The following is a 23970-nucleotide window of genomic DNA, read 5'->3' as shown; positions in this document are numbered from 1 at the left end:
CGGTGTGGGAGAAGTCGGGTCCGGCCGCCGCGCGCGAGGGCTCGCGGCGGCGGCCGGGGCACCTGCCACGCCGTCATACCGTCAGCAGGCGCCGGCCTCCGGCCCGGGGGCAGAACGCCGCTCGGCGACCCGCGCGGCCGTTCCGACCGGAGGCCCGGGGAGGGTCACCCCTTATAGGGGAAGAGGTGACCGTGGTCTGGCCTAGGGCCTGTGTTCATGTGCCGGATCCCCGAGCACGAGGTCCGCGGTGGTGCCGGCCGCCAGCGCCGCCAGCGCGGCGCTGGCGGCGCGCGCTGTGGGCTGTCAGGTGGACGTCCAGCGCCTCTGGAAGGACAAACCGGTATTCCAGCAGCTCGTCCGGCAGGACGATCTCGGTGTCCGGCGCGATCGTGCCCCCGTCGTAGAGGTAGTTGAACCCCTCAGCGGTGGTTTCGGTCGCGGGGACGTAGTCGACAGCCAGCAGACGTACCGGGTTCAGATGCAGCCCGGCTCCCCTGACGACCTCGCGCCGCCACGCCACCATCGGCAGCTCGTCCGCCTCTGCCGACCCTCCCACGAGCCCCCAGGAAAGCGGGGCCCGATCCTGCCTGTACGACTTATTCACCACGAGCACGCCGCCGCTCGGCTCCCGTATCAGCGCCAGCACGCCGATCCGACGTCGTGGCGGGTTCTGAAAGTATTCTTCGCTATGGGACATAGGGAGGTTTCCTCTCTGGTCAGGAGTGTGTACACCCGCCTTCCGGGCGGGGGGTCTTGCATCGTCCGGCGGATCGGGCGCGAGTCAGTCGCGGGCGATGGCCAGGCGTTGCGGTGTCGTCGTCGGGCTCACTCACGCCGCGGTGCCCAGCAGTGCGGCCAGGGCGGCGGAAATCCGGAGCTCCGGCAGCGCCTGTTCGATCCATCCGTACTGGCCAGAGGGATTGAGGTCGACGAGCAGCCAGCGTCCGTCCGCATCGACCAGCAGGTCGAGTGCGGCATAGCTCAGGTTGTAGTGCGCCATAAGACGTCTGACGCCGTCCCGGACGGAATTCGGCACGGAGACCGTCGAGTAGCTGAGGGCGTCGTAGTCAGCGCGGTAGTCGGCGCGGGCCGGGGCGGATCCGGCGTCGATGCGGGCAGCGAACTGCTGGTCGCCGACCACGACGAGACGCACTTCGAACAGCTTGTCGACGGCGTGCTGGAGCTGGTGCGCGCCAGCCGCTATTCGGTCATCGAGCTGTGCGGGTACCACGGGGGTGGTGAAGAACGTAGCGTGCGTGTCTCCGTATCGGATTGTCGGGCCGGAGAGCGATTTGCATATCAGCTTCGGCCCGCCGGACGCGAACTCCTTTGCCCCTGGCGGTGCGTTGCCGATCCACGTGGCCGGCATCTCCAGACCGTGCAGGGGAGCCTGGATCAGGACGTCGGCCTTGGACTGGGCCGCGTAGCTCGCGACCGGGTGGTTTACGTGCAGGCAGTCGGGCAGGGCCGCAAGAACGCCTGCTACCGCGGCGTTCGTTTCGCGACTTGCCCAATCCGCCTCCTCCACGCTCATGCCGACGCCCGGAGAAATGCGGGCAGGTTCCGGGTGCCACCACCACACGGCTGTGATGTCCTCCAGCCGCACCTGGCGGCTCGACCCGCCGATCGTGCCGGACCACTTCGGGCCGGTCGCGCTCAGGCGCATGTTCTGGGGAAAGTCGGCCAGGTCCAGACGGAGGACGGGGACGCCGAGACTCCTGATCTCGGGGATGACCAGGTCCGCTGTGACATCACCGCGAGTGGTGACGACGCAGACGGGGCCTGAACTTTCGGACCGTGTGTGCTCGGTCGCTGTGAGCATGTGGTCTCCGGGTAACAGCTGTCGCTGTGGTGTGATCTGGTCAGTGGTGTGCGCTGGGGTGTACAGCGCGGCTACCACAGGGCCGCGACCCAGTCGTCCTTCTCGTTCGGGGCACGGTCGAGGTGGCTCAGCGTGGTGGGCAAGGCGCGCCCCTCGGGGCGGACAGTGATCTGCTGCTCCGGGTCGTAGCCCATGTGAATCTCCGGTGCGGGGGCTATGGGCGTCGGGCTGGTGAAGAGGCTCAGAGCGAACGGGAGGGGCGACACGGGCGACACGACGGACTGTTCAGTGAATTGCATTGTCATCAGACTCCTCAGAAGAGATGGACTGGACGCGGGTTGCGCCGAGTCCTGGAACCGTGCCCACCCGCGGGAGTGTGGGACGGCATCCCACAGGCGGGCACGGAGATCAAGGGAGGGCGCCGCGAGCGCGTTCACGGCGGGTCCTCCAGGAGCAGATCCAGGAGGTCAGAGGTGGCCAGGGCCAGTAGGCGCACCCGAGCCTGTGCCTGGATGAAGCAGTCGGGCTCCGTACTCGTACAGAGGCGTCGGCTCCGGGTCACGGGCGCTGCTGCTACGTAGCCCTGGCGGACCGCGATGACAACGAGACGACTCAGCAGTCCCGTGAGGCGGCGGGCCAACGGCCCCAGGTCCCAGGTGCGGAGAACAGCGTGCTCACCGAGTACGGCTTCAAGATCTTCGTAGGCCACGCCCAGAGCGAAGGGCAGTTCGTACCAGTCCCACTCCCACCGGGTGGTGGACCATGCAAGGGCTGAACGGTCCTGCCAGTGGGTAAGCACCTTGTTCCCCGCCCGGTCGGGCGCTGCCCGCCGCGGCAGGGCATCGGCGACGACAGTCATCAGAGCCGATCCCCCACCAGCTCGCTCACTGGCCCGAGCAGATCGTGGCACGCCCCGGCGAGCCTCACGGCCATGCGGAAGCTCGCCCCATCACGGTCGTACTCGCCGAGCAAGCCCCCTGCGCCGTGGACGAGTTCGTAGGCCGACGCCCACCCCGTAACATGAGGTGATTGGACGTAGGGAATCAGGCACGTCACGTAGCGACACAGGGTCAGGCACAGCGTTTCCGCCTCTTCTCCGTCCCGGGCGAGAAAAGCGCGGCCGGACAGCACGAACTGCGTGGTGTTCCTGACCGCCGCGACGGTCGGCGGCTCCGGTTCACTGTCGAGCAAGTCCGCGCGGAGAGCGACCAGAAGGCGCCTGAGCATCTCCGCGTCGGCGGACATGGCGCTAGTCGGCGGAGGCGACCAGGCATCCGTACCGCATGCGCGAGAAGCAGGGGGGCCGAGGACCACGGACGGCATCACGCGGCCACCAATTCGGGCCGGACGGGGATCTGACACCACGTCGCCTTCTTGTCCTCGGTCCTGCCCCACGCACCGCAGCACTCGCCGACGACCCAGTCCACGATCCCGAGTCCGCGCCCGCCCGTGGCGTACCCGCCGGGGTCGTGTTGCTGGAGCGATGCCGAGGAGCCGGCCCAGACCTCCAGCCACAGATAGTCGTCCGTAAGCCATATCCGCAGCCGGACGTACGGGCTCACTCCGTGGGCGAAGGCGTTCGTCATCAGCTCGCTGACCAAGAGGCCGACGCTTTCCTCCAGATGTGACAGTCCCCACTGGATGGCCGTCTGCGTGCATGTCTGCCGCGCGTCGCGAGGCTGGCGAGCATCCTCCGCCGTGATTCCGCGCCCCTGACGCGCCGTTCTGTAGAGCAGCTCGCACCCGCGCAGCACCGTGACCCGTGCCGCCTGCTGCCGCAGGTGGTCGTCGTAGTGGTCAATGAGGGACATCTGACATCTCCTCCGCAGGTGCACGAGCTGTTAGGCATGCGAAACAGCGGCGTTAAGCGACCTCGCGCTTACGCTCTGCTGTGGCTCAACCACCGTGCCTCATGGGACAGTTATGCAGCAACGGATACTCCGGAGAATATTCTCCGGAGTAGAAAACGGAATATGCTGAGGCCAGGGCATCGTCTGATTCTGCGATGGCATGGCGTGCCGGGCCGCGTGCATCGGCGGGATCAGCGATGACATGGGCGCGTTCGACAAGGGCATGGGATGGGGAGGGGTACCGCATGGCGCAGAAGCCCAGACCGACGGTGCGTCGCATCGAACTCGGCTACGAGCTGAGGGCGTTGCGCGAGCGGGCGGGGATGACGCTCGAAGAGGTGGTTGAGTCAAAGGCCGTGAGCGGCCTGTACTTCGCCAAACTGCAACGCGTGGAGACGGGCCTTCAAGATCTCGTCACGGCGGGCGCTCTCCGCGCGCTCCTTGGGCTGTACGGAGTGACTGACGACCACGACGTGGATCAGCTGCTGGAGATCCAGCGCCAGAGTGCCAGCCAGGACTGGTGGACCCCATATCGGTCGGCGATGCCCTCGGGCATGCCGCGCTTCATGGGGGTTGAGAGCGCGGCGCGGGAGACGTGGGCGTTCCATCCGGCTCTGGTGCTCGGGCTGTTGCAGACAGAGAAGTACACGCGCACGCTTTACGAGCTCTCTCAGCCGATCGAGGAAACCACTACGGAGTTCATTCAGCGGAACGTCGAAGTACGCATGCGGCGAAAAGAAGCCCTTGTACGCTCCGAAGATCCGCTCATCCTGCGCGCCGTACTGTGGGAGCCCGCACTCCGCTACCTCATCGGGAGCCCCGAGGTGATGTGCGAGCAGTACGAAGAGATCATCAAACTAACCGCCCTGCCGACCGTCACGATTCAGGTGCTGCCGATACTCCCGCCGAAAATCCGCGGGTATCTGCCTGTCCACGACTTCAGCGTTCTGCATCTAAACGGGGCTCTGCCGACCTCGGTGCAGGTTGACAACGCGTGGAGCGCCACGTCGGTATCGGACAAGCCTCGTGAGGTTGGGCGCTTCACGCGCAAGTTCAACGCCATCACAGCTTCGGCGCTCGCGCCGGAGGACACACCATCATTTCTGGAATCTCTGATCCGAGAGTTGAAGCAATGACCACTGGCACCTACCCAGCATCCGAACTCACTGAGGCCGGCGCCTCTTGGCGCAAGTCGTCGTACTCCGACGGCGCCGGCAACAACTGTGTCGAAATCGCGGACCTTGACGCCGAGGTCGGCATCCGCGACTCAAAGAACATGACCGGCCCCGCCCTTGTGGTCCCCGCGACCGCCTGGGCCTCGTTCGTGACCTCGGTCGCCACCACCTGATCAGCACGAGCCGGACGGGCCCCTCCTCACCCGTAGAGAGGCGGGGCCCGTTCCGTCATTTCTGCCTCAACAGCCTCGCGCATAATCAGCCAGCGGGGCCAACGCCGACGTAGTGTCGTCCCCGTAGCTGAGCTCGGGCCTTCGCCAGGTCGTGGATTGGGCACTCATGGCCTACCGGTAGCAGCGTGCCGCTACCATCCCGGTTGTTGCGAGCTCCTCGCCTCCTTCGTCCACGTCTCCGGGATCATCCGGGGCCGGGCCTTGCCGTACGCCGTCGATCTGGCGCTCGATGCCGCGCAGGTTCTCCTGTAGGTCCATGGTCACGACGCCATCCACTGTGACCTTGAGGGGGTCGGCGAGCAACTTCGCGCGACGCTCGCCCAGCACTTCCAGGGCGACTGCCCGCACCGACCGCAGCCGGAAGAATCGGCGTTCCAGGTCAGCCGGGTCTGTGTCCGGGCCAAGCTGCGCCAGCAGCCACGACCGTTGAAACTCGTTCACCAGGCACTCCTTCTCCACACGAGATTCACCCAGGCGCCGGGGGGGTCTCCCTGGCGCCGGGCCAGACGCGCGATCACGACGGAGCAGGCGTGCGAGCCCGCCGCGGCGGCTTCCTCGCACCGCTCCTTCCGTCGGCCTCCTTCTGCTCGGGATCCTGCTCGCCCTCTCCCGCAGCGGGCCCCACCGCGTCCGGCTCGGGGCCCGCCTCGCAGTCCTTGGGCGGCACCTCCCAGGCATCCGGGTTCGTCACCAACGCGGCGACTTCCGGATCAGGGCACTCGCCGGGCAGGAGGATCAGTTCCTCCCGTGTGGATGGGCGCTGTACATACACGGCAGCGATCAGACGAGGCGCCGGCATCACAGCACCTTCGCGACGATGTGCGCGTCCGGGGTGTGCATGACCGGCATGCCGACTGCGGCGCCCTTGATGTAGATCTTCACGGGGTCATCCTGGACACCGCGGGTGATGATCAGGCCGGGGGCGTCCTCGCGGATGATCTCCGGATTCGTCCCGCGCGCCAGCACCAGGGCCTCTGCCGTGACCCCGTACATGGTCTGTGCCCACTTTTCCCGCTCCGGCGGCACCAGTATCCACAGGTCCTCCGGCAGCACCTTGCGAGGCTTGCCGTCCACCCGCACCTGGGCCTTGTAGAACTGGATCGGCGGCAGTGAGTAGTTGCCGCGCACCACGTTGATCTGCTGCGGGGTAAGCGTCGCCGTCGGCGTGGTCGACGGGCTCACCGATCCGTAGTACGCCGCCCTGTAGGCGTTGTTCGCCGCCAGGTACGAGAACGCCTTGCGGCTGGTGATCACCAGTTCCGGTTCCGGAGCGCCGATGTCGTCCAGTTGCTGGATCCACCGCTGTTCGTCCGCGATGGGATCGGAGGCCGAGTCCGACCACGGCCGCGGGGCGACCGGCCGGTTCTCGACCGGGACGTTCCAATCCACCTCCAGCGTCAGCCCGTTCTCCTGCTCCAGCGTGAACTTGCCGTCGCTGAGCACGTCGCCGGCGGCCATCTCCAGCCGGGACCGGATGGCCTCGACGTGACGTTCCACATCGTCGTACAGCAGATCGATCAGCCGGTCTTGATCACTGCCGTGCGACGCCTCCAGCAGGATCTGTTCCTGCTCGGAGACGATGAGCTTCTGCCCCAGCGGGGGCAGTACGCCTTCGCGGGAGGTCTGCCACGCCTCACGGGTCGCGAACGGCACGCTCGCGTTGAAGGCGCGGTACTTGGCGACGTTGACGTACCGGCCGGAGTCCTTCGTACGCCACTTCACTTCCCGCATCTCGACGGTCGGGAAGATCGTCTGGGTGAGGAGGAAGTCCTTCGGGGACGGGATCGCCCTGGCGAACGTCGTCAGGTCCATGACCGAGACGTCCTTCAGCAGGTCCTGAATCGTCACAGCTCAGACCCGCGCTCAGACGAAGCGGATCTGCGCGGCACGGGGGTGCCACACGAGATGGGACACGTCGATGCCGCCCGGCACCTTCGACGCCTTCACCGCGCCGTGCCACAACAGCGCGGCCGGAACCCGCGTCTGCCCCGGCGCGAACGGAGCCTCCGCGATCACGACCCCGCGCAGAATCTGACGCCCGCAGTGGGCCTCCGGGTCGTACGGCCCGTACAGGCCGGACTCTGCGACCCTGCCGACCGGCACACCGGAGTGCACCCGGCCATACGGCTCGCAGCCATCGCCGCACACGTAGTGCGTGCCCTCGCAGAACAGGTTCAGGTCGAGGGTGATCGTGTCGACGGAGTCGGTGCCGTGCAGGGACGCCAGCCACTCGCGGTTGGCGGTCGTGTACTCGGACTTGGAAACGGGCTGGATGGACATGTCGGTGCCTCCATGGACGCTGCGGTCATAGTCCGCACACCGCCCACTGAGGCGATGCCGTCCACGACGTTGAGGGGGCGTGGTCCCCCAAGGTCTGGGCCCGGATTACTGAGCTGCTGTATCGCTGAACTGCGGGATCAGGCCCCGACGCTTGGCCATCTCCAGCCCGGCCGAGCCCGGCTTGGATACCGGGGCCGTACGGGTGGGGCCGCGCCCGGCCGGTGCGCCCGCAGGTGCCGACGGCACCGGGGTTCGCACCTCACCGAACAGCTCCGGACGCCTTGCGCGCAGGGACTCGGCCGCCGACTGGATCTGCGCCTCGTCCGCGTCCTCGTCATCAACGGCCAGCAGACGTTCCGCGTCCACCAGTTCGTCACCCTCGGCACCGAGCGCCACGAGCGCGGCCCGCCGGAGCGCAGCCCGCTCACGTTCGGCAGCCAGCTCCTCCCGGCGCGCCGCCTGCAACTCCCGCTCTTGGGCTACCTGCTCACGGCGCTCCACCTCTGACAGCGCGGCCTGCTCGGCCTCCCGCTGACTGGAGACGAACTCCGTCAGCGCCTTCGGATTGTCGAACCCGAGCGTGGACAACAGCCGCTTGATCGCAGCTCGTTCGCCCTGCGCCTTCTCCCGGGTGAGCATCTTCCCCAACCGGTCCTGGGTGACTGTGACCTGCTGATCCTGTCCATCGCTCTCGGTGGCGTCATCGAGCTGGTCGTTCGTCTCGTCCTCAGACGAGGCGCCGAGAATCGGGAAGATCGGCCGCCGGTCACGGCGGGAACCGACAGGACGGCGAGAGGGCAGGGGCGGGACCATACATTCCTCCAGTGCGCGCCCCCGCGCTGCCGATCAGTGTAGCCACCCTCGCCGACACGACCGCAGGACCTGTCCGACTGCCCCCACAAGATGCCGTCGAACAAGGAGAGGTCACCCCATGACCATCAACCCGTATACCGCCGTCGGACTCGTCCCGGAGAGCACCCCGGGGGCCGCGTCACCGGCCCGCCGCCACCGGCTCTCGCTCGTGCTCCTTCCCCACCGGCTTCTTCGCACCGACCGCACCCGGCCCGTCCTCCTGGTCCTCGTCGTTCTCGTCGCGCCCCTGCCGAGCAGCGGCCTCCGCCATCCGCGCGGCGGCCTCCTGCTCCGCCTTCGCCCGGATCCGCTCCACCTCCTGCGACGCGTCCTTGATCGGATACCCGGCCTCCAGCAGCATCGCAATGGCCGTCTCCAAGCTCAGGACCCCGGCTCCGTACGCCTTCACGACCTCCTCCAGTACCGCGCCCCGGTCCGTCGGCGTGTGCGGCGCCCACGACAGTCGCGCGGGCAGCGTCTCCCCTGCCGTCCAGCCCTCCGCACGGCCGGCCTGGTAGAGCCGCTGCACCATCTTGAACAGCAGCCGGTACTTGTGCTCCCTGGCGAGCCGCATCATGCCGATCAACGCATCCAGCGGCCCCAGCGCCAGCTTCAGCGCGTACCCGGACGGCACCTCCGTGGCGTCCAGCGTCCCCAGTCCAGCCGCCGTCACTCGGCTGTTCGCCGCGATCCGTTCCAGCAGGTGATCGACCCGGGCGCGCAGCTCGGCCAACTGCGGCGACGTGTCCAACGCGTCCATCCGCCCTGTCTCACCGAGTTGCCACACCGCCCCGGCCTTCACCTGGAGCTCCTGCGGCTTGCCCGTCGCGCGGTCCACCGGCAGTCGCGCCCCCGCGAGCCCGATGATCGGCGTGCCCGTCGTCGCGGACGCCGCCGAACCGTCGGAGTCTGTAGCCGCGAGTTCGTCGAGCGCCTGCAAAACCCGCGCGAGCACCGACCGGCCCCAGTACTCACCGCCGTCCGGGATCGTGTTCGCGATGTGCACCACCGGCAGGAAGTCGATCATCAGGTCCAGCCGGTTCAGCTCCGTACCGTCCCGCCGTACCCGGAAACTCGCCTTGTTCATCGGCAGCCGGTCCAGCGTCTCGCCGTTCTTCAGGTCTTCCAGCAGCCACTCGCCGTCCGTGAGGTAGCACGTTGTGTTGGACGCCCGGCCCGGCTCCCACGGATACGTCCGCGCCCCTTTCGAGCCGTCGCGATCCGCATCGTCCTCGCCGCTCACGGAGATCGGCCCGAGCTCGTACGTGACCCGGCGCACCCGAGCCTTCAACCCGGCATCGTCGTCCGCCGGCAGCTCCCACGCCAAGTGCACCTTGGCCGGGAAGTCCTCGTCCTCGACGTCGTCCCACTGCGGAAAGAAGAAACCCGGATCGTAGACCCGGAGCGTGGGCCGCTGCTTCTCCGGATTCCACGCCAGGACCATCACGCTGTCCCCGAGCAACACCGCCGCCCGCTCGGCCTGCTGGACCCGGAACGTCAGCAGCTCCTTGTCCGCCCACTTCCGCAGCCGTTCCTGCACGGCGGCGGCTTCCGCGGCACCGGGCGTCGGCGTCTCCTCGTCGGCGTGCTCCGCCCCCTCGACCGCGACCTTCTGCTCCGAGCCCAGCAGGTAGCCGAGCGCGGTGTCCACCAGGTTCGCCGCGTCGCCCAGCTCTCGACGCTCCAGCGCACCCGCGTCACCCCCGGCCGCCGCGAGCTGTCCGGCCTGGTTATTGTCGTACGACGCCAGCACCTTGTAAGCGGCTAGCCGTCGCAACTCATGCGGCGGCATCCACGTCTTGGCCAGCTCCGGGAACGCGCGGCTGCCGGGGCGGCCGGCATCGGCCATCACCGGCTTGTAGTTCAACCACGACCAGGCGTCGATCACGAATTGGCGCAGGCTCACGGTCTCCTCCGGACGTCGGCCCCGCGCCATCGATCAGCCTATAGTCCGCTCTGTCACCGGCCTACGCTCACCCTGTCCCTTGGAATCACCAGCACACATCTCGTGTGAATCGTGGTCGTCTAGAGGACTGTGCTGGAGCTCAATGTTTCCGACAGCGATGCCTCGCCCGACGCGACTGAAGACTGCGCACCGGACCGCTGCACCGGAAAGTGGCCCGGCTCAACGCTTCGCTGACACGTAGGACACTCCGTCACTGTCAACGGATCCACCCGAACAGGCCCGAAGTTGATCTGCCGCGCTTCCCACTCTCGTCGCTCCTTCTCAGCGCAGAAGCCTTCAAGAGCTCGATGCATCGTACGGAGTAGCACTCGGCGTTCGTGCTGCCTCCGCTCCTCCAAACCAACTCGCCACCACATCAGCTCCGAAGGGTCGATTCCCGTCCCGCAGCTCTTGTTGACGAGCGCGACAACACGTCGCAGGTCGATTTTGATCGGCCTTTCCTGATGACATCCATTTCTGAATGCCTCAAGAATATGATCGGATGTCGGAGGCTTATAGGAAGTGTAGTCAAATCCATTCATCGTGTCCGAGTACACATCAATCACGTACCCCAGAAGCCACCTCTCCTCTCGGGTGGGACAAATCCGAGCACCAGCATGCTTGTCGGTATCCCTGAAGCGGAGCATCTCAACGTCGGACATCTGCTCCGCCGCTCTGCGAATGTTCTGAACATCACTTTTTGTGTGATGCCCGTGCCCATAAACCCTAACGGCGAGCGACCGCCAAGTCATCCACACAGGGTAGGGCTCAGAAGTCCTAGCGGCCTTGAGAGTCTTCCTGATGCGGTCGCGTACTGGCGAAACCCTTGCAGTCATGGACATAGATGCTAGCCGCGCATCCCCAAAATTCCACGCAATCGACATGGGAATTCTCGACAATCACGCACCCCTACGAATCGCCGCACCCTACATTCTAGGAACTTCAGATAGGAATACTTTCCCTCTCAACGACGCCCATTCAGACGTTGATCATCGCCCCCACGTGGGGGCGGCATCATCGGGTCGAGGAACAGGTCCCACAGCGCCCACACCGCCGAGTCCAGCAGGTCCGGAGAATCCTCCGTCTCGCCCTGGCCGACGAACGTCGTCATCTGCTCCTCCAGCTCCGCGAACACCCGCGCCGGACCGACGTGCGACACCCGTACCTGCTCGTACAGCTGCGCCGCCGGGGCCGCCCGCGCCCGCTTCCCACGCGTGGCATGAACGATTCGCCAGTTCACCGTCGGGTCGACCTGCTCCAGCAACGCGGGCAAGTAGTCTCCGCCGTTGTTCGCCTCGATGACCACGCAGTCCGCACGATGCTCGTGGTAGAGCGTCGCGGCCCGCTTCATCGACTGCGTGGGCGTATACCGGTCCTGCTCCGCATGCAACAGATACCCGCGGGGGCGGTCGTCACCGAACATGCTCTCCACCGGGAACCCGCGCCCGGCAATGGTGAACGCAGTCATGTCAGCGTTCTCGTGGCTCTTGGTCGCCGGGTCCACAGCCACCACCACACGCTGCAAGTCCGGCAAGTGCTCGGGCCGAGGCCGGAATCCCTCGACCTCCAGCATCCAGCCCTTCCACAGCGCGCCCTCCACGTCCTCCAGCAGTTCACCCGACAACTCCTGCCGCCCCAAACGGGTGCCGGCGTAGTCCTCTTCCAGCTCCGCCCGCGCCGCCGCCGACAGGTTCGCGTCGTTCTCCCGCATGTGCCCACGCGTCAACACCACCCGCGGCGGTTCCCCACCCTCCCGATGCCGCTTCTCCTGCGCACGGCCACGCTCGACCAGCCGCTTCACGTGCGGCAACGGCTTCGGCGTCGTCGAGATCACGACCTGCGGCAACTCCGCCTCACGCAGACAGAACCAGACCATGTCGTAGACCTCTTGCGCGGTGTGCCGCGACCAGGCCGCATACTCGTCCAGCCACGCCTTGTCGAACGCCCAGCCACGCAGGTTGTCCGGCGTCTCCGCACCAAACCCACGGATCAACGTCCCGTTCTTCAACAGCAGCGTCGTCTCCCCCAACGACGACTTGTACTTCACGACCTCCTCCGGTGGGATCACCGACAGCAGACCAGACTTCGGGGAGTCGAAGCAGATGTCCCGCACCAGGGTTGCGTTCCTCGCCACTACCGCAATCTGCGACCCCGGCGTCTTCGCCCACTCCCACACCGCCTCCGCCGCCGTACGCGACTTCCCCCACCCACGGCCGGTGAGCAGCATCCACACCGTCCACAGCCACAGGGGCCGCCGCTGCGCCGCACGGGCATGATGGTGCCGCCACCCCGCATGAGGCAGTCCATCGCACTCCGGGACCTCGCACGCCCACCGCCGCGCCGACAGCTCATCGGCCCGGACCAGGGCCGCAACCTCGGCCTTCAGCTGCTCCTCGCTCATCACCGACGGGTCCGCGAACAGCTCGACCATCCGGCGCTTAGCCCGCCCCCGGCTCACTGCACGCCCTCCGACAACCGGCGCTCCAGCTCCCGACGCAGCTGGTCCATCCGGGCCCGCCGCTCCTCGTCCGACAGCGAAGCCACGTCCGCGCCCTGGTCCCGGTCCTCGACCGACCCGGCCACAGGTGCCTCGCCCACCGCACGCCGCTCGATCTCCGCCGCGACCTGGATGTACCGCAGCAGCTCCGACGGCGACAGCTCCCGCGGGTCCAGCGCCTGAAGCCTGGCCACGGCCTTGCTCTGCACCGCCTGCGCCAACTTCGCGTGCCTGCGGGCGATATCCCGCCGCGCCTGCGCCTGCTCAGCGAGGAACAGCCGGTCCTGCTCACGGTCGTAAGCCGTCGCCCGCATCACCCATGCGAACTGCCGCGACCACCGGCCCACCAACGCCCGGGATTTATCCAACTCACGTGCCACCTTCGTGACACTCCGCGCCGGGCCCAGATCGCGATACACAGCGAACGCCTCGAACGCCTGGGGGGACTCACCGTTCTGCCGCTCCCAGGGCTCAACAGCGGTCCGGTCTCTCACCGGAAGCCTTCTTCCTCCCCCGCACTGCGCACCTCAATGATGCACGAGCGGAATCACGACTATTGCGCGGCATGTCAGGTGACGTGTGCGGCGTGGAGAGGCTGTTCGTCTCTCGGGCTGGCACTGGCCGGATGCGCGGTTACATCACGAACGGGCTCGGCGACGCCTCATCTCCGGATCCCACTGGCACGCCGATCGTCGGGAACACATCAGGGCTGCCAGCAGCGGCCAATAGTCGTCGTGCCCGATGCGCTGCTGCCGCCCGGAGATGTCGTCGACGGCTGAAGACGTTCGACGACAGACGCCGACAACCATCCCTGCGGGCGCGGAGCGGCAGGCCGACGCCTCGATGCGGAGCGCGTCCAGCGCAGGACCATCCTCACGGGCGCGGGGAGCAGGACCCGCGCAACCGCACCAGGGAAGTCGGGCCGGGACCATCCCCGCGGGTGCGGGGAGCAGGCGAGGATGCGGGCCGCGTCGTCGAGGGCCTGGGGACCATCCCCGCGGGCGCGGGGAGCAGGGCCACGCGGGCGGCGGGCCCCAGCCGATCGTGGGACCATCCCCGCGGGCGCGGGGAGCAGCGCGTCGCGGAGCTCGTCGGCCTCGTAGCTACGGGACCATCCCCGCGGGCGCGGGGAGCAGCCTCCAATGATCGAAATGCGGGTCGCGGTCAGAGGACCATCCCCGCGGGCGCGGGGAGCAGTACAACGGTGCGTGGATGGCAGGGGCACCGATGGGACCATCCCCGCGGGCGCGGGGAGCAGTGGCTCACGGAAACAGACCAGGCATCCGGTCGGGGACCATCCCCGCGGGCGCGGGGAGCAGTATGTCGGTCATTTCGGGTTCCTTTCGGTCGAGGGACCATCCCCGCGGGCGCGGGGAGCAGACACCTTCACCATCGCCACCCCCACCGCGAACGGGACCATCCCCGCGGGCGCGGGGAGCAGTCCGCAGCAGGTCATCGGCCCGACCTCCACCAGGGACCATCCCCGCGGGCGCGGGGAGCAGGCATCCTGCCGAGCTGTACCCCGACGACCTGGTGGGACCATCCCCGCGGGCGCGGGGAGCAGAACTCGACGATGGCAGCGAGTCGTTCGCGCCGGAGGGACCATCCCCGCGGGCGCGGGGAGCAGACTCCGTGACCTGGGGTTTCAGCACAGAGGAAACCAGTTCTGATGCACTTTCATCAAATTCGACATTTCCCTCAAAGGTGACGTCGGATCGGGTCAGCCTCTTCCGAATCGGCGGCGTTTGGCCGCTTTGCTCCAGCCGGATTGCGGTTCGGCGGTTACCGGGCGGGTGTTGGCGTCCGGGCGTCGGATCAAGGTGATGCCTTCATGGTCGGCGGGTTGCCAGGCGTGATCGTGGGTACGGAAGGTGAAACCCTGTTCGTTGTTGGTGGTATGGGCAAGTAAGGCGCGGCCTTGGCCCGCGTACTGCTCGACCTCCTCCCAGAGGAGGTCGCGGATTCTTGCTGAGGGGTTGCCGATGAAAACACCGGCGGAGATTTCCAGGAGCCAGCGGGTGAGGAACCCCCGTAGGCCGGCGGAACAGTTCGTGAGGACGATCACGGTCACCAGATGACCGCCTCGTCGGCGTCTCCGTAATTGCGCCCTGCGGCTACTTCGTGGCCGCCGTCGCTCTGGAGCCTGACGCGGTCTTCTTCTCCTGCGGCATGCGTGTCCCCCGTGTTCGCGCCGTTCGGCAGCAAGAGGTGCTTGATGTCGCCGACGCAGCGGTTCAGCAGTCCGCTCTTGTTGATGTGGTCACGCAGGCCTCGGCGGGTGCGGGGGCCGACGTCTTGTTCTGATTCGGCCGCGATATCGAAGGCGAGGGGGATGCCGATCTCGGTTTTGTAGAGGTCGGCGATGTCCAGGACGAAGGAGAGTTCGTGGCCGGAGTGCACGAAGCCGAGTCCGGGGCTGCATCCGAGAGAGGCGATGACAGCGTGGGCGATGCCGTACATGCATTGGGCGGCGGCGGTGATGCCCTGGTTGACGGCATCGCCGCTGGAGAAGTCGCCCGGAGTGTATTTCCTGCCACGCCAGGGGACGCCGGTCCGGGCGGCCTGGGCGCGGTAGCAGTCTTTGACACGGTCGCCTTCTCGGCCGAGGAGTTGATGTCGGGTGAGTCCGTCAGGATTCTCGTCGGGGAAGCGCAGACGGTACATGGCACGGGCGACGGCGAGCCGGCTGCGCATGTTGGTCCATCGGGTGGCCTGTGCCTCGACGAGCGCGGCCGAGCGGCTCAGCGCCCGGCCGCCGGCGTAGTAGCGGACGCCGTGTTCCCCCACCCAGGCGACGCAGGCGCCGGTTTCACCGAGGAGGCTCATTGCCTGGTGGGTGATGCGGGTGCCGGGGCCCAGGAGGAGGGTGCCGATGGTGGCGGATGGGATGTGTGTGGTGCCGTCGGCGTCCTCGGCGGTGATCGCGTTGGAGTCCCGGTGGATGGTGCAGCGTTCCAGGTAGATGAAGGAGACGCGTTCACCGGTGCGGGTGAGGTGGCGGGGGGTGAGCGCGGGACGCTTGCCGACTGTTGTCACCGTCTCACCCCTCCGGCTTCGGGGGGCTCGGGACCGGGGCGAGGGTCATCAGTCCGCAGCCGTATGCCTTGGCGCGGCCGAGCCCTTGGGCGAGCGTGCGGCGCAGTGCGTCGGCGTCGGTGACTTCGAGGCGTCCGTCGAAGGTGACCGTCACGACTTTTACCCGGTGGGCCTGTGACCTGTCTTCGCGCGATTTGGCGAAGGACAGGGCGCGCTCGTCACGGACGGTCAGTTCGTACCGGTCTCCGTGGTGTTCGTACTTCTTGTCGGTGGTGCCGCCGGGAAGCAGCCGTTTGTCGTGCGGCTTCTCGACGACGCGGAATCCGGCGCGTTGCTGACGGACGGGATCGAGGAGCCAGCCCTTCTGGTGGACGGGCGTCAGGTGAGCCGTGCGTTTGGTCGGTTCGCCGTCCTTGCGCCGGATGTGGTGGACGGGGTTGGCGGTGAGCCGGAACTCCCAGAGGCCGCCGGTGGTGAGGCGGTCGAGGAAGGGGGCGTACGGGCGGCTTTGCCAGCCAGGAGTGTCCGGACTGGCGGCTGCGGCAGGCCAGCCGGCCTGTTCGACGAGGTGGGTCAGGTCCGGTGTGCCGGGGCTCACGATGTAGAGGAAGACCTCGGCCTTGGCGTTGTGGTCGAGACGCCACAGCACCCGGGGGCCGCCGGTGCTCGTGCTGGTCGGGAGCAGGGCCGGAAATGATGCCATGACGGCCGCGTGCAGCGACTGGGGTGAGGAGAGCAGGCGACGGGCTCCGGGGCGCGCGGTGTTCACACGGAAGCGGGTCAGATACATCAGGGGTTTTCTTCCTCCAGGGCGTCGAACGGTTCGTGCCGTCGTGCCGGGCGGACTGTGGCCGGCACGCGGGCCGCCACGGCGCGCGGGTTGGACACGTCCACGCTGGTGCTGACCACGGAGCGCAGCGCGTGCCGCCGGTGCTCGGCGGCGAAGCTGAGGGGCTGGTCACGCTGCTCATCCCCGTGCTGCTCGTCGGGGGCGGCTTCCCTCAGGACGACCAGGGGCACGGTGGGATCGGTGCGGCGGAGCTTCTGGTACCAAGGGGAGGCCTGCCAGGGCTCGTCGCGCAGGGTCCGCTGGAGACAGGTGTCGCGGATGCCGAGCTCCAGCGGGAGCGCCGGGGGGCAGGAGCGGCGGCCGAGGAAGAGCGGGTGGGCCGGGGTGCGCAGGGCTTCGTGCAGTTCGTTCAGGAGAGTGAGGTCTCCTTCCACAGCGGCGACGAAGACGGCGTCGGCGAGGTAGAAGCGTTCGGACAGTGGCATGGATTTTCCGGTGACGGCATGGTGGGCGGTCTGGAAGTCCCTTACACGCGTGCCTGGCTGGTCGATTCGGACGCCGAAACGCAGGGCGGCGAGCCGGGCCAGGCCGCTGTCGTCACCGCGGTCGAGGCCCAGGGCGGCGGCGAGCATGCCGATGACGCCGCTCTTGGTGGGGGCGGACTCGGTGGTACGGCGGACGAAGCGGGCCGATGCCCCCCAGGCTTGCAGGGGGCCGGCCAGCCGGAGCAGCAGCACGCTCATGCGCGCTTGTCCAGGCGTTCCGCGACGGCCTGGCCGACGGACTGCACCAGGTCGCTCAGGCGCTGCGTCTCGGTGCCGAGGCCGGAGAGCTTCTCGGTGTTCGGTCCGACCCGCAGTACCCAGGAGAGGGTGGACTCCTCGTCGCCGTACGCACGCTCCACCTCCGGGATGTACTCCGCGAGTCGGGCCACGGCCTCGCGGAGGTGACCGCTCGCACCGGTGACGGGGTCCTCGAACGCGGCGACGAAGCTAATGGGCCGCGTGGTGCGCAGTTTCACCACCACGGCGTCGGGGAGGGTGTGGTGCCCGAACGTGTTGATCTTGCCCGTCGGCAGGGATTCGAGGAAGCTCCGTACGAATGCTTCGACCGCGCGCCGCACCGGCGCCGTGCGTGGTTCTTCCTCGCGTAGTCCCTCTCCCAGGTTCTTGGCGAGTTGGTGAACGCCGAGGGCCGCGTAGCGGTAGAGGGTGGCGGAGTTGAAGTCGACGGTGCCGATCATTCCGGCTCCCGACTCCGCGTCGGTGTTCTCGTCGTCCACGGCGGTGTAGTAGTCGGACTCGTTGTCGACGCGGTGCACGCTGATGGCGTGGGCGACCTGGACAGCGGCGTCGACGTTGAAGTCGGCGGAGTCGGCGACCATGCGGCCGAACAGCGCGATGTCGACGGAGTGCCGGGTGTCGGCGACCTCGCGGGCGTGCGCCTTGTTGTCCTTGTCCTTGAGGTAGGCCTTGATGTCGTCGGCGCCCTTGACGGCCAGCGCGGCGAGACCGTCGAGCTGCCGGGCGCTGAGGAACATCAGGTACTTGGACTCCGGTGCCGGCTCGTCCGCGCCGTCCCTGACGGCGTCGGCCTTGGCAGCGTCGGTCTTGGCAGCGTCGGTCTTGGCAGCGTCGGTCTTGGCAGCGTCGGTCTTGGCAGCGTCGGTCTTCCGTTTGGGCACCTCGATCTTGGAGCCGGTGGCTCCGTGGATCACTTCGGCCGCGAGCCGAAGGGCTTCGGCCCCGTTCAGTGCGGGATCCATGTCGGTGATGCGGGCGGCGAGGACTTCGGCGACCTTCTTTGTCCGTACGCCCAGCTCGCTCGGGTCGAGGAGGTTCTCATCGCTGAAGTAGGTGCGGGTGGCTCGCTTCCATGCCTGGCTGGACACGCGGGCGCGGGGCACACCTCCGTACACGGCGGACTTCGGGGCACCCGTGTCGTCCCGGTTGAGATTGCTGGGCGGCACGGTCTGAAGCGCGTGCACGTCGAGGAAGATGCGGTTCACGAGGCGTCCTTGTCCGTGAGGTCGGTGGTGTCGTCGTCGGATGGGGCCGGAGCGTCGGCGGCGTTCTCCTGGGGCGCGCGGTAGGAGTGGAACGACCGTCCCCAGGCACGCCGTACGGTGTCGCGGCCGGCCGGCTCTTGCCAGCGGTAGAGCTGCTCGGCCAGGAGGGCGTAGTCGACGGGGATGTCGGCGCCCCGCAGCAGCACGACGATGTCCCGCAGACGCTGGGCCAGGGCAGGCAGGTCGGGTGCGGTGCCGGCGCGGACGAAACGCTTGCGGACGGGCTCCGTAATCTCGCCGGGCGGCATCAGCCGCCGCACGGCGGCGCCGAGTCCCCCGGGCGCGGACCGGCGATCGGGCCGGTGCATGGCCGTGCCGCGTGACTGCTGGTGCAGCGCCCACAGCGTCAGCGCCACGTGCACGGCGTCCTCGGCGCGGGTCAGCTCGTACTCGCTCAGCGGCCGCCCGCCGTCCTTCGGCTGGTCGTGAAGGGCTCCGGTGTCGACCAGCCCCCACAGGTCCGGCACCTGGGAGAACTCCTTGCCCGCTCCGCGACGCAGCCGGGCCAGCGCCGCCACGGCATAGGACTGGTCGACCAGGTAGTCCCGTTGCAGCGGGCGAATGACCTCGCCGGTGAGCTGTCCGACGCGTTGGGTGCTCGTGGGCACGGTGACGGTGGTCATGCGGGCACCTTCGGGGAGGAGTCGGAGGGGAACGGATCGCTGAGGGCCTTGCCGAGGCGGAAGCAGAACCATTTGTCGGCGAGGGCCGAGTTGAGCCACTCGGGTCCCTTCTTCGTCGTCACCACCCGGCCCTCCCACGCGGCGTCGCCCGCCTCGCTCATGAGCCGGTCACCGAGTCGCCGCACATGCCGGTACGCATCCTGCTGCCAGCGGGTGCGATGCGCTCCGGGGTCCTCGGCCGCTGTCAGGTCCCGCAGCCAGGTGCGGTAGGGGCCGTCCAGGGTGGCGAAGCCCAGGTCACGGGTGGCCGAGCGACGTCCTTCGGTCTCGCTGCCCGCCGCGCGGGCGAGATCCGTGGCGAGATCACCGAGGGCGGTGACCGCGCTCTCCGCATCGGACACCGCGTCGATGGCCTGCCGGGCATACGCCCGGTCCTGCTGGTGCAGCAGAACCACGGCCATGGCGAGGCGGTCGTCGACCACGTCGTCGATCACGGACTGCTGGGTGCCGTAGACCGCGCCGATGACGCGCGCCCGGATGAGGAAACCGCGCGGCAGCTCGCCGTCCGTCACCAGCCTGGCGATCCATTCCAGGATGCCCGGCCGCAGTGCCTTGGCGGCTTCGGCGCCCCCTCCGGCCTCGGCCCGACCTACGACGAGGGATTCAAGTCCGCGCCAGGCCGAGCGCGCCGGATCGTGCTCGCGCGGCAGGTAGACGAGCGACTCGCCGCGTTTCTTCTCCTGGGCGGGGCTCCTGCGCCACGCGGTCATCGGCTCGTCGGTGTGCATATTGTGCGGAGCCAGTGGATCGCCGTAGCCGAGAACGACACCGTGCACACCGTCCGCGTCGAAGTGCAGGCGCAGCCGGCGGCTCTGCCAGGTGTACAGGTCGCGCACGCCCGACGGGCGCTTCCGGCCCGCCGGGCCGGGGCCGCACGGCTCACGCCGCCAGGCCGGACGGTCGTCATCGCGAAACCGCACACCGCTGGTGTCGGCGGCGACCAGGTTGAGCAGCAGGGTCTGGCGCAGCGTCTCGCCCTCGGCGAAGACTCCGCCGAGAGTGCCGGCCCAGCCGACCCCGAGCGGATACACCCTGCCGCCCTTGACCCGCTCGTCACCGTCGATCCCGGTTTTGATGCCGGAAGTGTCGTAGGCGTGCGCGTGCACGACCCAGCGGGCTGCCTCGGCGAAGCCGAGACGGCCGACGGCCGGCATCCGGGAGCTGAAGAACGGCTCACCGTTGGGCACGTCGGCCACGATCCGGTTGAGGGAGAAGACCTCGTCGCGCGCGGTACGTAACGTCGCCACCTGGAAGAACGGCGTGTGCGGGTGCAGCAGGTCGAACCGTTCACGATGCTCGTCGAGATAGCCCGCCAGCGGCGCGAAGCAGTCCTGGTCGGCCCACAGACGCGCCCAGTGCTCGGTGTCGCTCGGGCCGTCCAGCGCGTCGTGAGCCAACGCGAGAAGCAGACGGGTGAGAGCGAACTCCTGTGTGGGCAGGTCGCCCACGACACGGCGCACCTCGTCCGCCCGCGCGAAGACGTCACGCAGCGACACCTCGCTCTGGGTTCCGTCCCTCCACAGCACGGGGATCCACGGGCGGGACGTCAGGTCGAACGACAACACGTCGCCCCTCGCAGATCGTTCGCCGGAGTCAGTCACCAGTCACCTCAAGGCCGTCGGTCTCGCTGTAGCGGAGTAAGAAGCCTGCCAGCCGGGTCTGACAGTCGCCGTCGAGCGCCAGAATGAGCTGGCCGGCCAGCCAATGGCTGTCCTTCACCTGCCAGGCCGGTATGTACAGTTCCTCAAGTTCGGCGATGGCCCGGTCCATGACCTCCGCGTGCGAGAACTGGATAGGTAGCCGCAGCCCACAGCTGGCCGCGGCCCGCGCCGCAGCCGACGCCGGAGGCCGGTCCTGGGGCAGCTCCAGCCCGCCCCGGCCCCGGGCGAGCCAGGGCACAGTGGCCAGCGACCCGTCAGCGCGCCGCTGCACGACGATCACCTCCAGGCTCTCCTTGCTGTCGCGGACCTGCGCCCGTCCGGCCCGGGTGTCGTCCGCGTCGCCCGCGCCCGCCGCGATCCAGCCGATAAGCGGCCGACCCGGTCGACCCACCGCGTCGAGACGGAACACCTCCGCCCGTTCGGCCTGGTCCGCGCGATGCTTCTCGTGACGCTCCCGTGCCGCGGCCATCGCCCCGGACCATTCCTCGGGGCCAGCCGACACGTCCGCGTACGCGCCCTGGACCAAGGAGCTGATGTCGTCGGGCAGCCGCACGGGCCGCTTCGGGCCGTCCAGGTGCGGCAGCAGGACAGCGACGGAGCGCAGCAGCGCGTATGCCCCGTACACAGCGACCGCCCCCCTGACTGGAGCGGGCACCTCCCCGCTCCAGTCAACGCCGGTGACCAGACAGCGCGCCGTACGCAGCCGCGCGGGGCGCTCCGCCTGGCCCTCGCCCCGCCAGTGGCGGTGCAGGCGTCCCATCCGCTGAAGCATCAGGTCGACCGGGCACAGGTCGGTGACAAGCAGGTCGAAGTCGACATCAAGGGACTGTTCGGCAACCTGGCTGGCGACCACGATGTGCGGCCCGACTGGGCGCCGGCCATCAGCCTTCTCCGGCGGCCCGAAACGAGCAAGCAAGTCCGCGTCCTTCGCCGCGCGGTCCACGTCGATGAAACACGAGTGGGCAACGGTCACGGCTTCGTCACCGAAGCGTTCACGCAGCACGCGGGCGGTCTCCAGGACCCGCCGGACGGTATTCCTTACGACCAGGGCGCAGCCACCGCCATCGAGTTCGACCGCCAGGCGGTCCGCCAGGACCATCGGGCCGTCGTCGAGCCGTTCCAGACGGACCTCCCCGCCCCGGGACGATGCCCCGGGACCTTCCACAACCGGGGCCTGACCGGGCGTCACGGTGGTCAGCAGCGGATACGTGACGGACTGGTCCACCGTGTCGAAGTCGGCGGCGTCGCCGCCCGCACCGGCGTAAGCCTGCGCGAGCTGCTGGCGCCGGGCCGCGGGAAGCGTCGCGGACAGCACCACCACCGGCACCCGGTAAGCACCCAGCCACGACAGAACCCGGTCCAGGTAGACGCTCATGTACGTGTCGTAGGCGTGCGCCTCGTCGATCACGACGACCTTGCCCGCGATCGCGAGGTGACGCAGCGCCAGGTGACGGCTCTTCAGCCCGGCGAACAGCAGCTGGTCCACGGTGCCGGCCACGAACGACGACAACATCGCCTTCTTCCGCCCGCGCAGCCAAGCATGGGCGATCAACTCGGCAGGGGCAGACCGCTTCTCGTCCGACGGCCGCCACCGCACTGCCTCGGCGTCCACGTCGACAGCGACGATCGCCTGCCGGCCGGCACGCAGCAAATCAGCGAACTCGTCATTGAGAGCAGCCTTGGAGTGCGCGAGCAGCACCGAACGCCTGGCGCCCTCCTGAGCCGGTAACCGGTCCAGCCAGTCCAGCAGACGCGGAAACATCGCGTTGCCGGTGGCCATGGTGGGCAGCGCGAAGAACACCCCGCCCGCACCAGAGCGGGCCGCGAAGATCTCGGCGACAGCGAGCGCCGCCTCCGTCTTCCCCTCGCCCATCGGCGCCTCGATGATCATGAGACCGGGTACCGGCATCTCACGCGCCAGCCGGACCGCGGCTTCCTGCACCGGCCTGACCTTCGCCCCCGGCGGCAGATCGAAACGCGAAGCGAACAGCTCCTGCGCGTCCCCGACCGGCTCCTCGGCCCGCCACGGCGACGGCAGCCGCAGCCCACGCCAGGCCGCCGCCACCCGCTCCTCACCACCGCGGGTCTCCTGCGGAAAATACGGGAACAGATCCGGGTTACTTGCGATCCAGTCGGCGACGATCACCACAGCCGTGAGCAGCACCTGCACCGGCTGCGGCAGCGCGACCACCCGCCACGCGCCGAGGCGTTCCCCCACCTGGTACTCCTCGGAGCACGCGTCGAGCAACTCCTCCTGCACCCGTCGCCACAACGTCCCGCTCGGCCCCGGCGTACGCAGCAGATGCGGCCGGTCGTACACATCGTTGAGCTGACCATGTTCCGGCGGCACCCCGTGGTGGCCCCCCGCAACGACAGCGAACTGCCCGGACCGCCTGGCCGTCCAGCCGTGCCGCTCCTCCAGCCACTCCCCCAACAACACCTGCCCGGCCAGACCATGCGGAGCAATCCTGCGGTCCTCCCCGAACTGGCGCCGGGTCTTCATCTCCAGGCCCTCCGCCCGCATACGATCGGCGAGCTGGTCGACCTGACAGGCGAAAGCCGGCGTCGCCTTCCCGATGTCGTGCACAGCGGCCAGCCACACGCACAGCAGCCGGGCGTCGCGCGCCCCGCTGGGTAACACCTCGGCGATCAGAGCCCGCACGTTCTCGGGCAGCCAGTTGTCCCACAGCAGCCCGGCCACCGCCGCGCTGTCCGCCATATGCCGCCACAACGGCAGCCACCCCTCAGTGTCCCGATCATGCTTGGCCCACACAGACCGCACCGGTCCCGCGAGCCGGCCCCCAAGCCCCTCACGAGGCTCCTCCCTCTCAACCGTCATGGCAGATGAATACAGGCAAACCAGCAACCAAGACGGCCATATATGAAAAACATCCGCACACGACGCTGTCCCGGATAAAATCCCCGCGATGGTTCAGGGCAACCTCCTACCATCTGCGGTTGCCTTCACCCAACGGACCGTCGCATGCAAGCACAGAGTCCCGCAAATTGACCCCTATGCACTTTTTGCCGAAATTGATGGAACTGCTCGGAAACCACGCCCGCCGTGAGTAACGCAGC

At 68.3% G+C, this 23970-nt stretch carries 25 protein-coding genes and 1 CRISPR repeat array; of the genes, 2 read left to right on the top strand and 23 right to left on the bottom strand.

Going from position 1 to position 23970, the window contains the following annotated elements:
* Nucleotides 1-214 precede the first annotated feature (214 nt).
* The 6 genes from CU044_RS12800 to CU044_RS12775 form a co-directional block, all read right to left on the bottom strand.
* A complete protein-coding gene (locus CU044_RS12800) occupies nt 215-697 on the bottom strand; it encodes an NUDIX domain-containing protein (protein ID WP_129768669.1) in 483 nt (160 codons plus the stop codon).
* A 132-nt stretch (nt 698-829) separates the two neighbouring features.
* Nucleotides 830-1822 carry an MvdC/MvdD family ATP grasp protein gene (locus CU044_RS12795; protein ID WP_129768668.1) on the bottom strand — a complete coding sequence of 331 codons (993 nt, stop codon included), beginning with the start codon at nt 1820-1822 and terminating at the stop codon, nt 830-832.
* 71 nt (nt 1823-1893) lie between these two features.
* The gene (tgmA, locus tag CU044_RS12790; protein ID WP_129768667.1) at nt 1894-2121 is read right to left on the bottom strand and encodes a putative ATP-grasp-modified RiPP; all 228 of its coding nucleotides are present in this window, start codon (nt 2119-2121) and stop codon (nt 1894-1896) included.
* Nucleotides 2122-2255: 134 nt separating this feature from the next.
* The gene (locus tag CU044_RS12785; protein ID WP_129768666.1) at nt 2256-2681 is read right to left on the bottom strand and encodes a DUF6415 family natural product biosynthesis protein; all 426 of its coding nucleotides are present in this window, start codon (nt 2679-2681) and stop codon (nt 2256-2258) included.
* On the bottom strand, nt 2681-3067 hold the full coding sequence (locus tag CU044_RS12780) for a hypothetical protein (protein WP_129768665.1): 387 nt from the start codon (nt 3065-3067) through the stop codon (nt 2681-2683). The genes CU044_RS12785 and CU044_RS12780 overlap by 1 nt, the downstream gene beginning before the upstream one ends.
* 77 nt (nt 3068-3144) lie before the next feature.
* Nucleotides 3145-3633, bottom strand: a complete 489-nt coding sequence (locus tag CU044_RS12775) for an ATP-binding protein (RefSeq protein ID WP_129768664.1) — start codon at nt 3631-3633, stop codon at nt 3145-3147.
* A gap of 284 nt (nt 3634-3917) precedes the next feature.
* Here CU044_RS12775 and CU044_RS12770 point away from each other — a divergent pair, with 284 nt between their 5' ends.
* Together CU044_RS12770 and CU044_RS12765 are read left to right on the top strand one after the other, a co-directional pair.
* Nucleotides 3918-4808 (top strand): helix-turn-helix transcriptional regulator, encoded by an 891-nt coding sequence (locus CU044_RS12770; RefSeq protein ID WP_129768663.1) that lies wholly within the window; start codon nt 3918-3920, stop codon nt 4806-4808.
* The gene (locus CU044_RS12765) at nt 4805-5020 is read left to right on the top strand and encodes a DUF397 domain-containing protein (protein ID WP_129768662.1); all 216 of its coding nucleotides are present in this window, start codon (nt 4805-4807) and stop codon (nt 5018-5020) included. Before CU044_RS12770 ends, CU044_RS12765 begins: the two co-directional genes overlap by 4 nt.
* A 171-nt stretch (nt 5021-5191) precedes the next feature.
* Here the strand turns inward: CU044_RS12765 and CU044_RS12760 are convergent, their stop codons facing one another.
* The 17 genes from CU044_RS12760 to cas3 form a co-directional block, all read right to left on the bottom strand.
* Nucleotides 5192-5521 carry a hypothetical protein gene (locus tag CU044_RS12760; protein WP_129768661.1) on the bottom strand — a complete coding sequence of 110 codons (330 nt, stop codon included), beginning with the start codon at nt 5519-5521 and terminating at the stop codon, nt 5192-5194.
* Nucleotides 5522-5594: 73 nt separating this feature from the next.
* Nucleotides 5595-5879: a hypothetical protein gene (locus tag CU044_RS12755; protein WP_129768660.1), complete on the bottom strand. Its 285-nt coding sequence runs from the start codon at nt 5877-5879 to the stop codon at nt 5595-5597.
* A complete protein-coding gene (locus CU044_RS12750; protein WP_129768659.1) occupies nt 5879-6928 on the bottom strand; it encodes a major capsid protein in 1050 nt (349 codons plus the stop codon). Before CU044_RS12750 ends, CU044_RS12755 begins: the two co-directional genes overlap by 1 nt.
* Before the next feature lie 15 nt (nt 6929-6943).
* Complete coding sequence (locus CU044_RS12745) at nt 6944-7360, bottom strand: head decoration protein (protein WP_129768658.1); 417 nt, start codon at nt 7358-7360, stop codon at nt 6944-6946.
* 105 nt (nt 7361-7465) lie between these two features.
* A complete protein-coding gene (locus CU044_RS12740) occupies nt 7466-8173 on the bottom strand; it encodes a hypothetical protein (protein ID WP_129768657.1) in 708 nt (235 codons plus the stop codon).
* A gap of 178 nt (nt 8174-8351) precedes the next feature.
* Nucleotides 8352-10118: a hypothetical protein gene (locus tag CU044_RS12735; RefSeq protein ID WP_129768656.1), complete on the bottom strand. Its 1767-nt coding sequence runs from the start codon at nt 10116-10118 to the stop codon at nt 8352-8354.
* Nucleotides 10119-10237: 119 nt separating this feature from the next.
* A complete protein-coding gene (locus tag CU044_RS12730; RefSeq protein WP_129768655.1) occupies nt 10238-10993 on the bottom strand; it encodes a hypothetical protein in 756 nt (251 codons plus the stop codon).
* Between the two features lie 128 nt (nt 10994-11121).
* On the bottom strand, nt 11122-12588 hold the full coding sequence (locus CU044_RS12725; RefSeq protein WP_129768654.1) for a terminase family protein: 1467 nt from the start codon (nt 12586-12588) through the stop codon (nt 11122-11124).
* A gap of 23 nt (nt 12589-12611) precedes the next feature.
* Complete coding sequence (locus CU044_RS12720) at nt 12612-13148, bottom strand: hypothetical protein (protein ID WP_129768653.1); 537 nt, start codon at nt 13146-13148, stop codon at nt 12612-12614.
* A gap of 369 nt (nt 13149-13517) precedes the next feature.
* A CRISPR array of direct repeats spans nt 13518-14281; the repeat unit is 29 nt; unit sequence GGGACCATCCCCGCGGGCGCGGGGAGCAG.
* Between the two features lie 93 nt (nt 14282-14374).
* Nucleotides 14375-14725, bottom strand: coding sequence for a type I-E CRISPR-associated endoribonuclease Cas2e (gene cas2e / locus CU044_RS12715; RefSeq protein ID WP_129768652.1), 351 nt, complete (start codon nt 14723-14725; stop codon nt 14375-14377).
* The gene (cas1e, locus tag CU044_RS12710; protein ID WP_129768651.1) at nt 14722-15690 is read right to left on the bottom strand and encodes a type I-E CRISPR-associated endonuclease Cas1e; all 969 of its coding nucleotides are present in this window, start codon (nt 15688-15690) and stop codon (nt 14722-14724) included. Before cas1e ends, cas2e begins: the two co-directional genes overlap by 4 nt.
* Before the next feature lie 4 nt (nt 15691-15694).
* Nucleotides 15695-16480: a type I-E CRISPR-associated protein Cas6/Cse3/CasE gene (gene cas6e / locus CU044_RS12705; RefSeq protein ID WP_129768650.1), complete on the bottom strand. Its 786-nt coding sequence runs from the start codon at nt 16478-16480 to the stop codon at nt 15695-15697.
* A complete protein-coding gene (cas5e, locus tag CU044_RS12700) occupies nt 16480-17223 on the bottom strand; it encodes a type I-E CRISPR-associated protein Cas5/CasD (protein WP_129768649.1) in 744 nt (247 codons plus the stop codon). Before cas5e ends, cas6e begins: the two co-directional genes overlap by 1 nt.
* Complete coding sequence (cas7e, locus tag CU044_RS12695) at nt 17220-18488, bottom strand: type I-E CRISPR-associated protein Cas7/Cse4/CasC (protein WP_129768648.1); 1269 nt, start codon at nt 18486-18488, stop codon at nt 17220-17222. The genes cas5e and cas7e overlap by 4 nt, the downstream gene beginning before the upstream one ends.
* Nucleotides 18485-19171: a type I-E CRISPR-associated protein Cse2/CasB gene (casB, locus tag CU044_RS12690; protein WP_129768647.1), complete on the bottom strand. Its 687-nt coding sequence runs from the start codon at nt 19169-19171 to the stop codon at nt 18485-18487. Before casB ends, cas7e begins: the two co-directional genes overlap by 4 nt.
* A complete protein-coding gene (gene casA / locus CU044_RS38550; RefSeq protein ID WP_240045533.1) occupies nt 19168-20796 on the bottom strand; it encodes a type I-E CRISPR-associated protein Cse1/CasA in 1629 nt (542 codons plus the stop codon). Before casA ends, casB begins: the two co-directional genes overlap by 4 nt.
* A gap of 28 nt (nt 20797-20824) precedes the next feature.
* Nucleotides 20825-23611 carry a CRISPR-associated helicase Cas3' gene (gene cas3 / locus CU044_RS38545; RefSeq protein WP_240045558.1) on the bottom strand — a complete coding sequence of 929 codons (2787 nt, stop codon included), beginning with the start codon at nt 23609-23611 and terminating at the stop codon, nt 20825-20827.
* Nucleotides 23612-23970: the final 359 nt, after the last annotated feature.

The organism is Streptomyces sp. L-9-10, from assembly GCF_004151105.1.
GTDB lineage: Bacteria > Actinomycetota > Actinomycetes > Streptomycetales > Streptomycetaceae > Streptomyces.
The sequence above is the reverse complement of the archived record's forward strand: the minus strand, read 5'-3'. Positions and strand labels throughout refer to the sequence as shown.

Coding starts and splice junctions, on each gene's coding strand:
- CU044_RS12800 (WP_129768669.1), bottom strand. CDS start 697: ATGTCCCATAGCGAAGAATACTTTCAGAACCCGCCACGACGTCGGATC.
- CU044_RS12795 (WP_129768668.1), bottom strand. CDS start 1,822: ATGCTCACAGCGACCGAGCACACACGGTCCGAAAGTTCAGGCCCCGTC.
- tgmA (WP_129768667.1), bottom strand. CDS start 2,121: ATGCAATTCACTGAACAGTCCGTCGTGTCGCCCGTGTCGCCCCTCCCG.
- CU044_RS12785 (WP_129768666.1), bottom strand. CDS start 2,681: ATGACTGTCGTCGCCGATGCCCTGCCGCGGCGGGCAGCGCCCGACCGG.
- CU044_RS12780 (WP_129768665.1), bottom strand. CDS start 3,067: ATGTCCGCCGACGCGGAGATGCTCAGGCGCCTTCTGGTCGCTCTCCGC.
- CU044_RS12775 (WP_129768664.1), bottom strand. CDS start 3,633: ATGTCCCTCATTGACCACTACGACGACCACCTGCGGCAGCAGGCGGCA.
- CU044_RS12770 (WP_129768663.1), top strand. CDS start 3,918: ATGGCGCAGAAGCCCAGACCGACGGTGCGTCGCATCGAACTCGGCTAC.
- CU044_RS12765 (WP_129768662.1), top strand. CDS start 4,805: ATGACCACTGGCACCTACCCAGCATCCGAACTCACTGAGGCCGGCGCC.
- CU044_RS12755 (WP_129768660.1), bottom strand. CDS start 5,879: ATGCCGGCGCCTCGTCTGATCGCTGCCGTGTATGTACAGCGCCCATCC.
- CU044_RS12745 (WP_129768658.1), bottom strand. CDS start 7,360: ATGTCCATCCAGCCCGTTTCCAAGTCCGAGTACACGACCGCCAACCGC.
- CU044_RS12740 (WP_129768657.1), bottom strand. CDS start 8,173: ATGGTCCCGCCCCTGCCCTCTCGCCGTCCTGTCGGTTCCCGCCGTGAC.
- CU044_RS12730 (WP_129768655.1), bottom strand. CDS start 10,993: ATGACTGCAAGGGTTTCGCCAGTACGCGACCGCATCAGGAAGACTCTC.
- CU044_RS12725 (WP_129768654.1), bottom strand. CDS start 12,588: ATGGTCGAGCTGTTCGCGGACCCGTCGGTGATGAGCGAGGAGCAGCTG.
- cas6e (WP_129768650.1), bottom strand. CDS start 16,480: ATGTATCTGACCCGCTTCCGTGTGAACACCGCGCGCCCCGGAGCCCGT.
- cas5e (WP_129768649.1), bottom strand. CDS start 17,223: ATGAGCGTGCTGCTGCTCCGGCTGGCCGGCCCCCTGCAAGCCTGGGGG.
- casB (WP_129768647.1), bottom strand. CDS start 19,171: ATGACCACCGTCACCGTGCCCACGAGCACCCAACGCGTCGGACAGCTC.
- cas3 (WP_240045558.1), bottom strand. CDS start 23,611: ATGGCGGACAGCGCGGCGGTGGCCGGGCTGCTGTGGGACAACTGGCTG.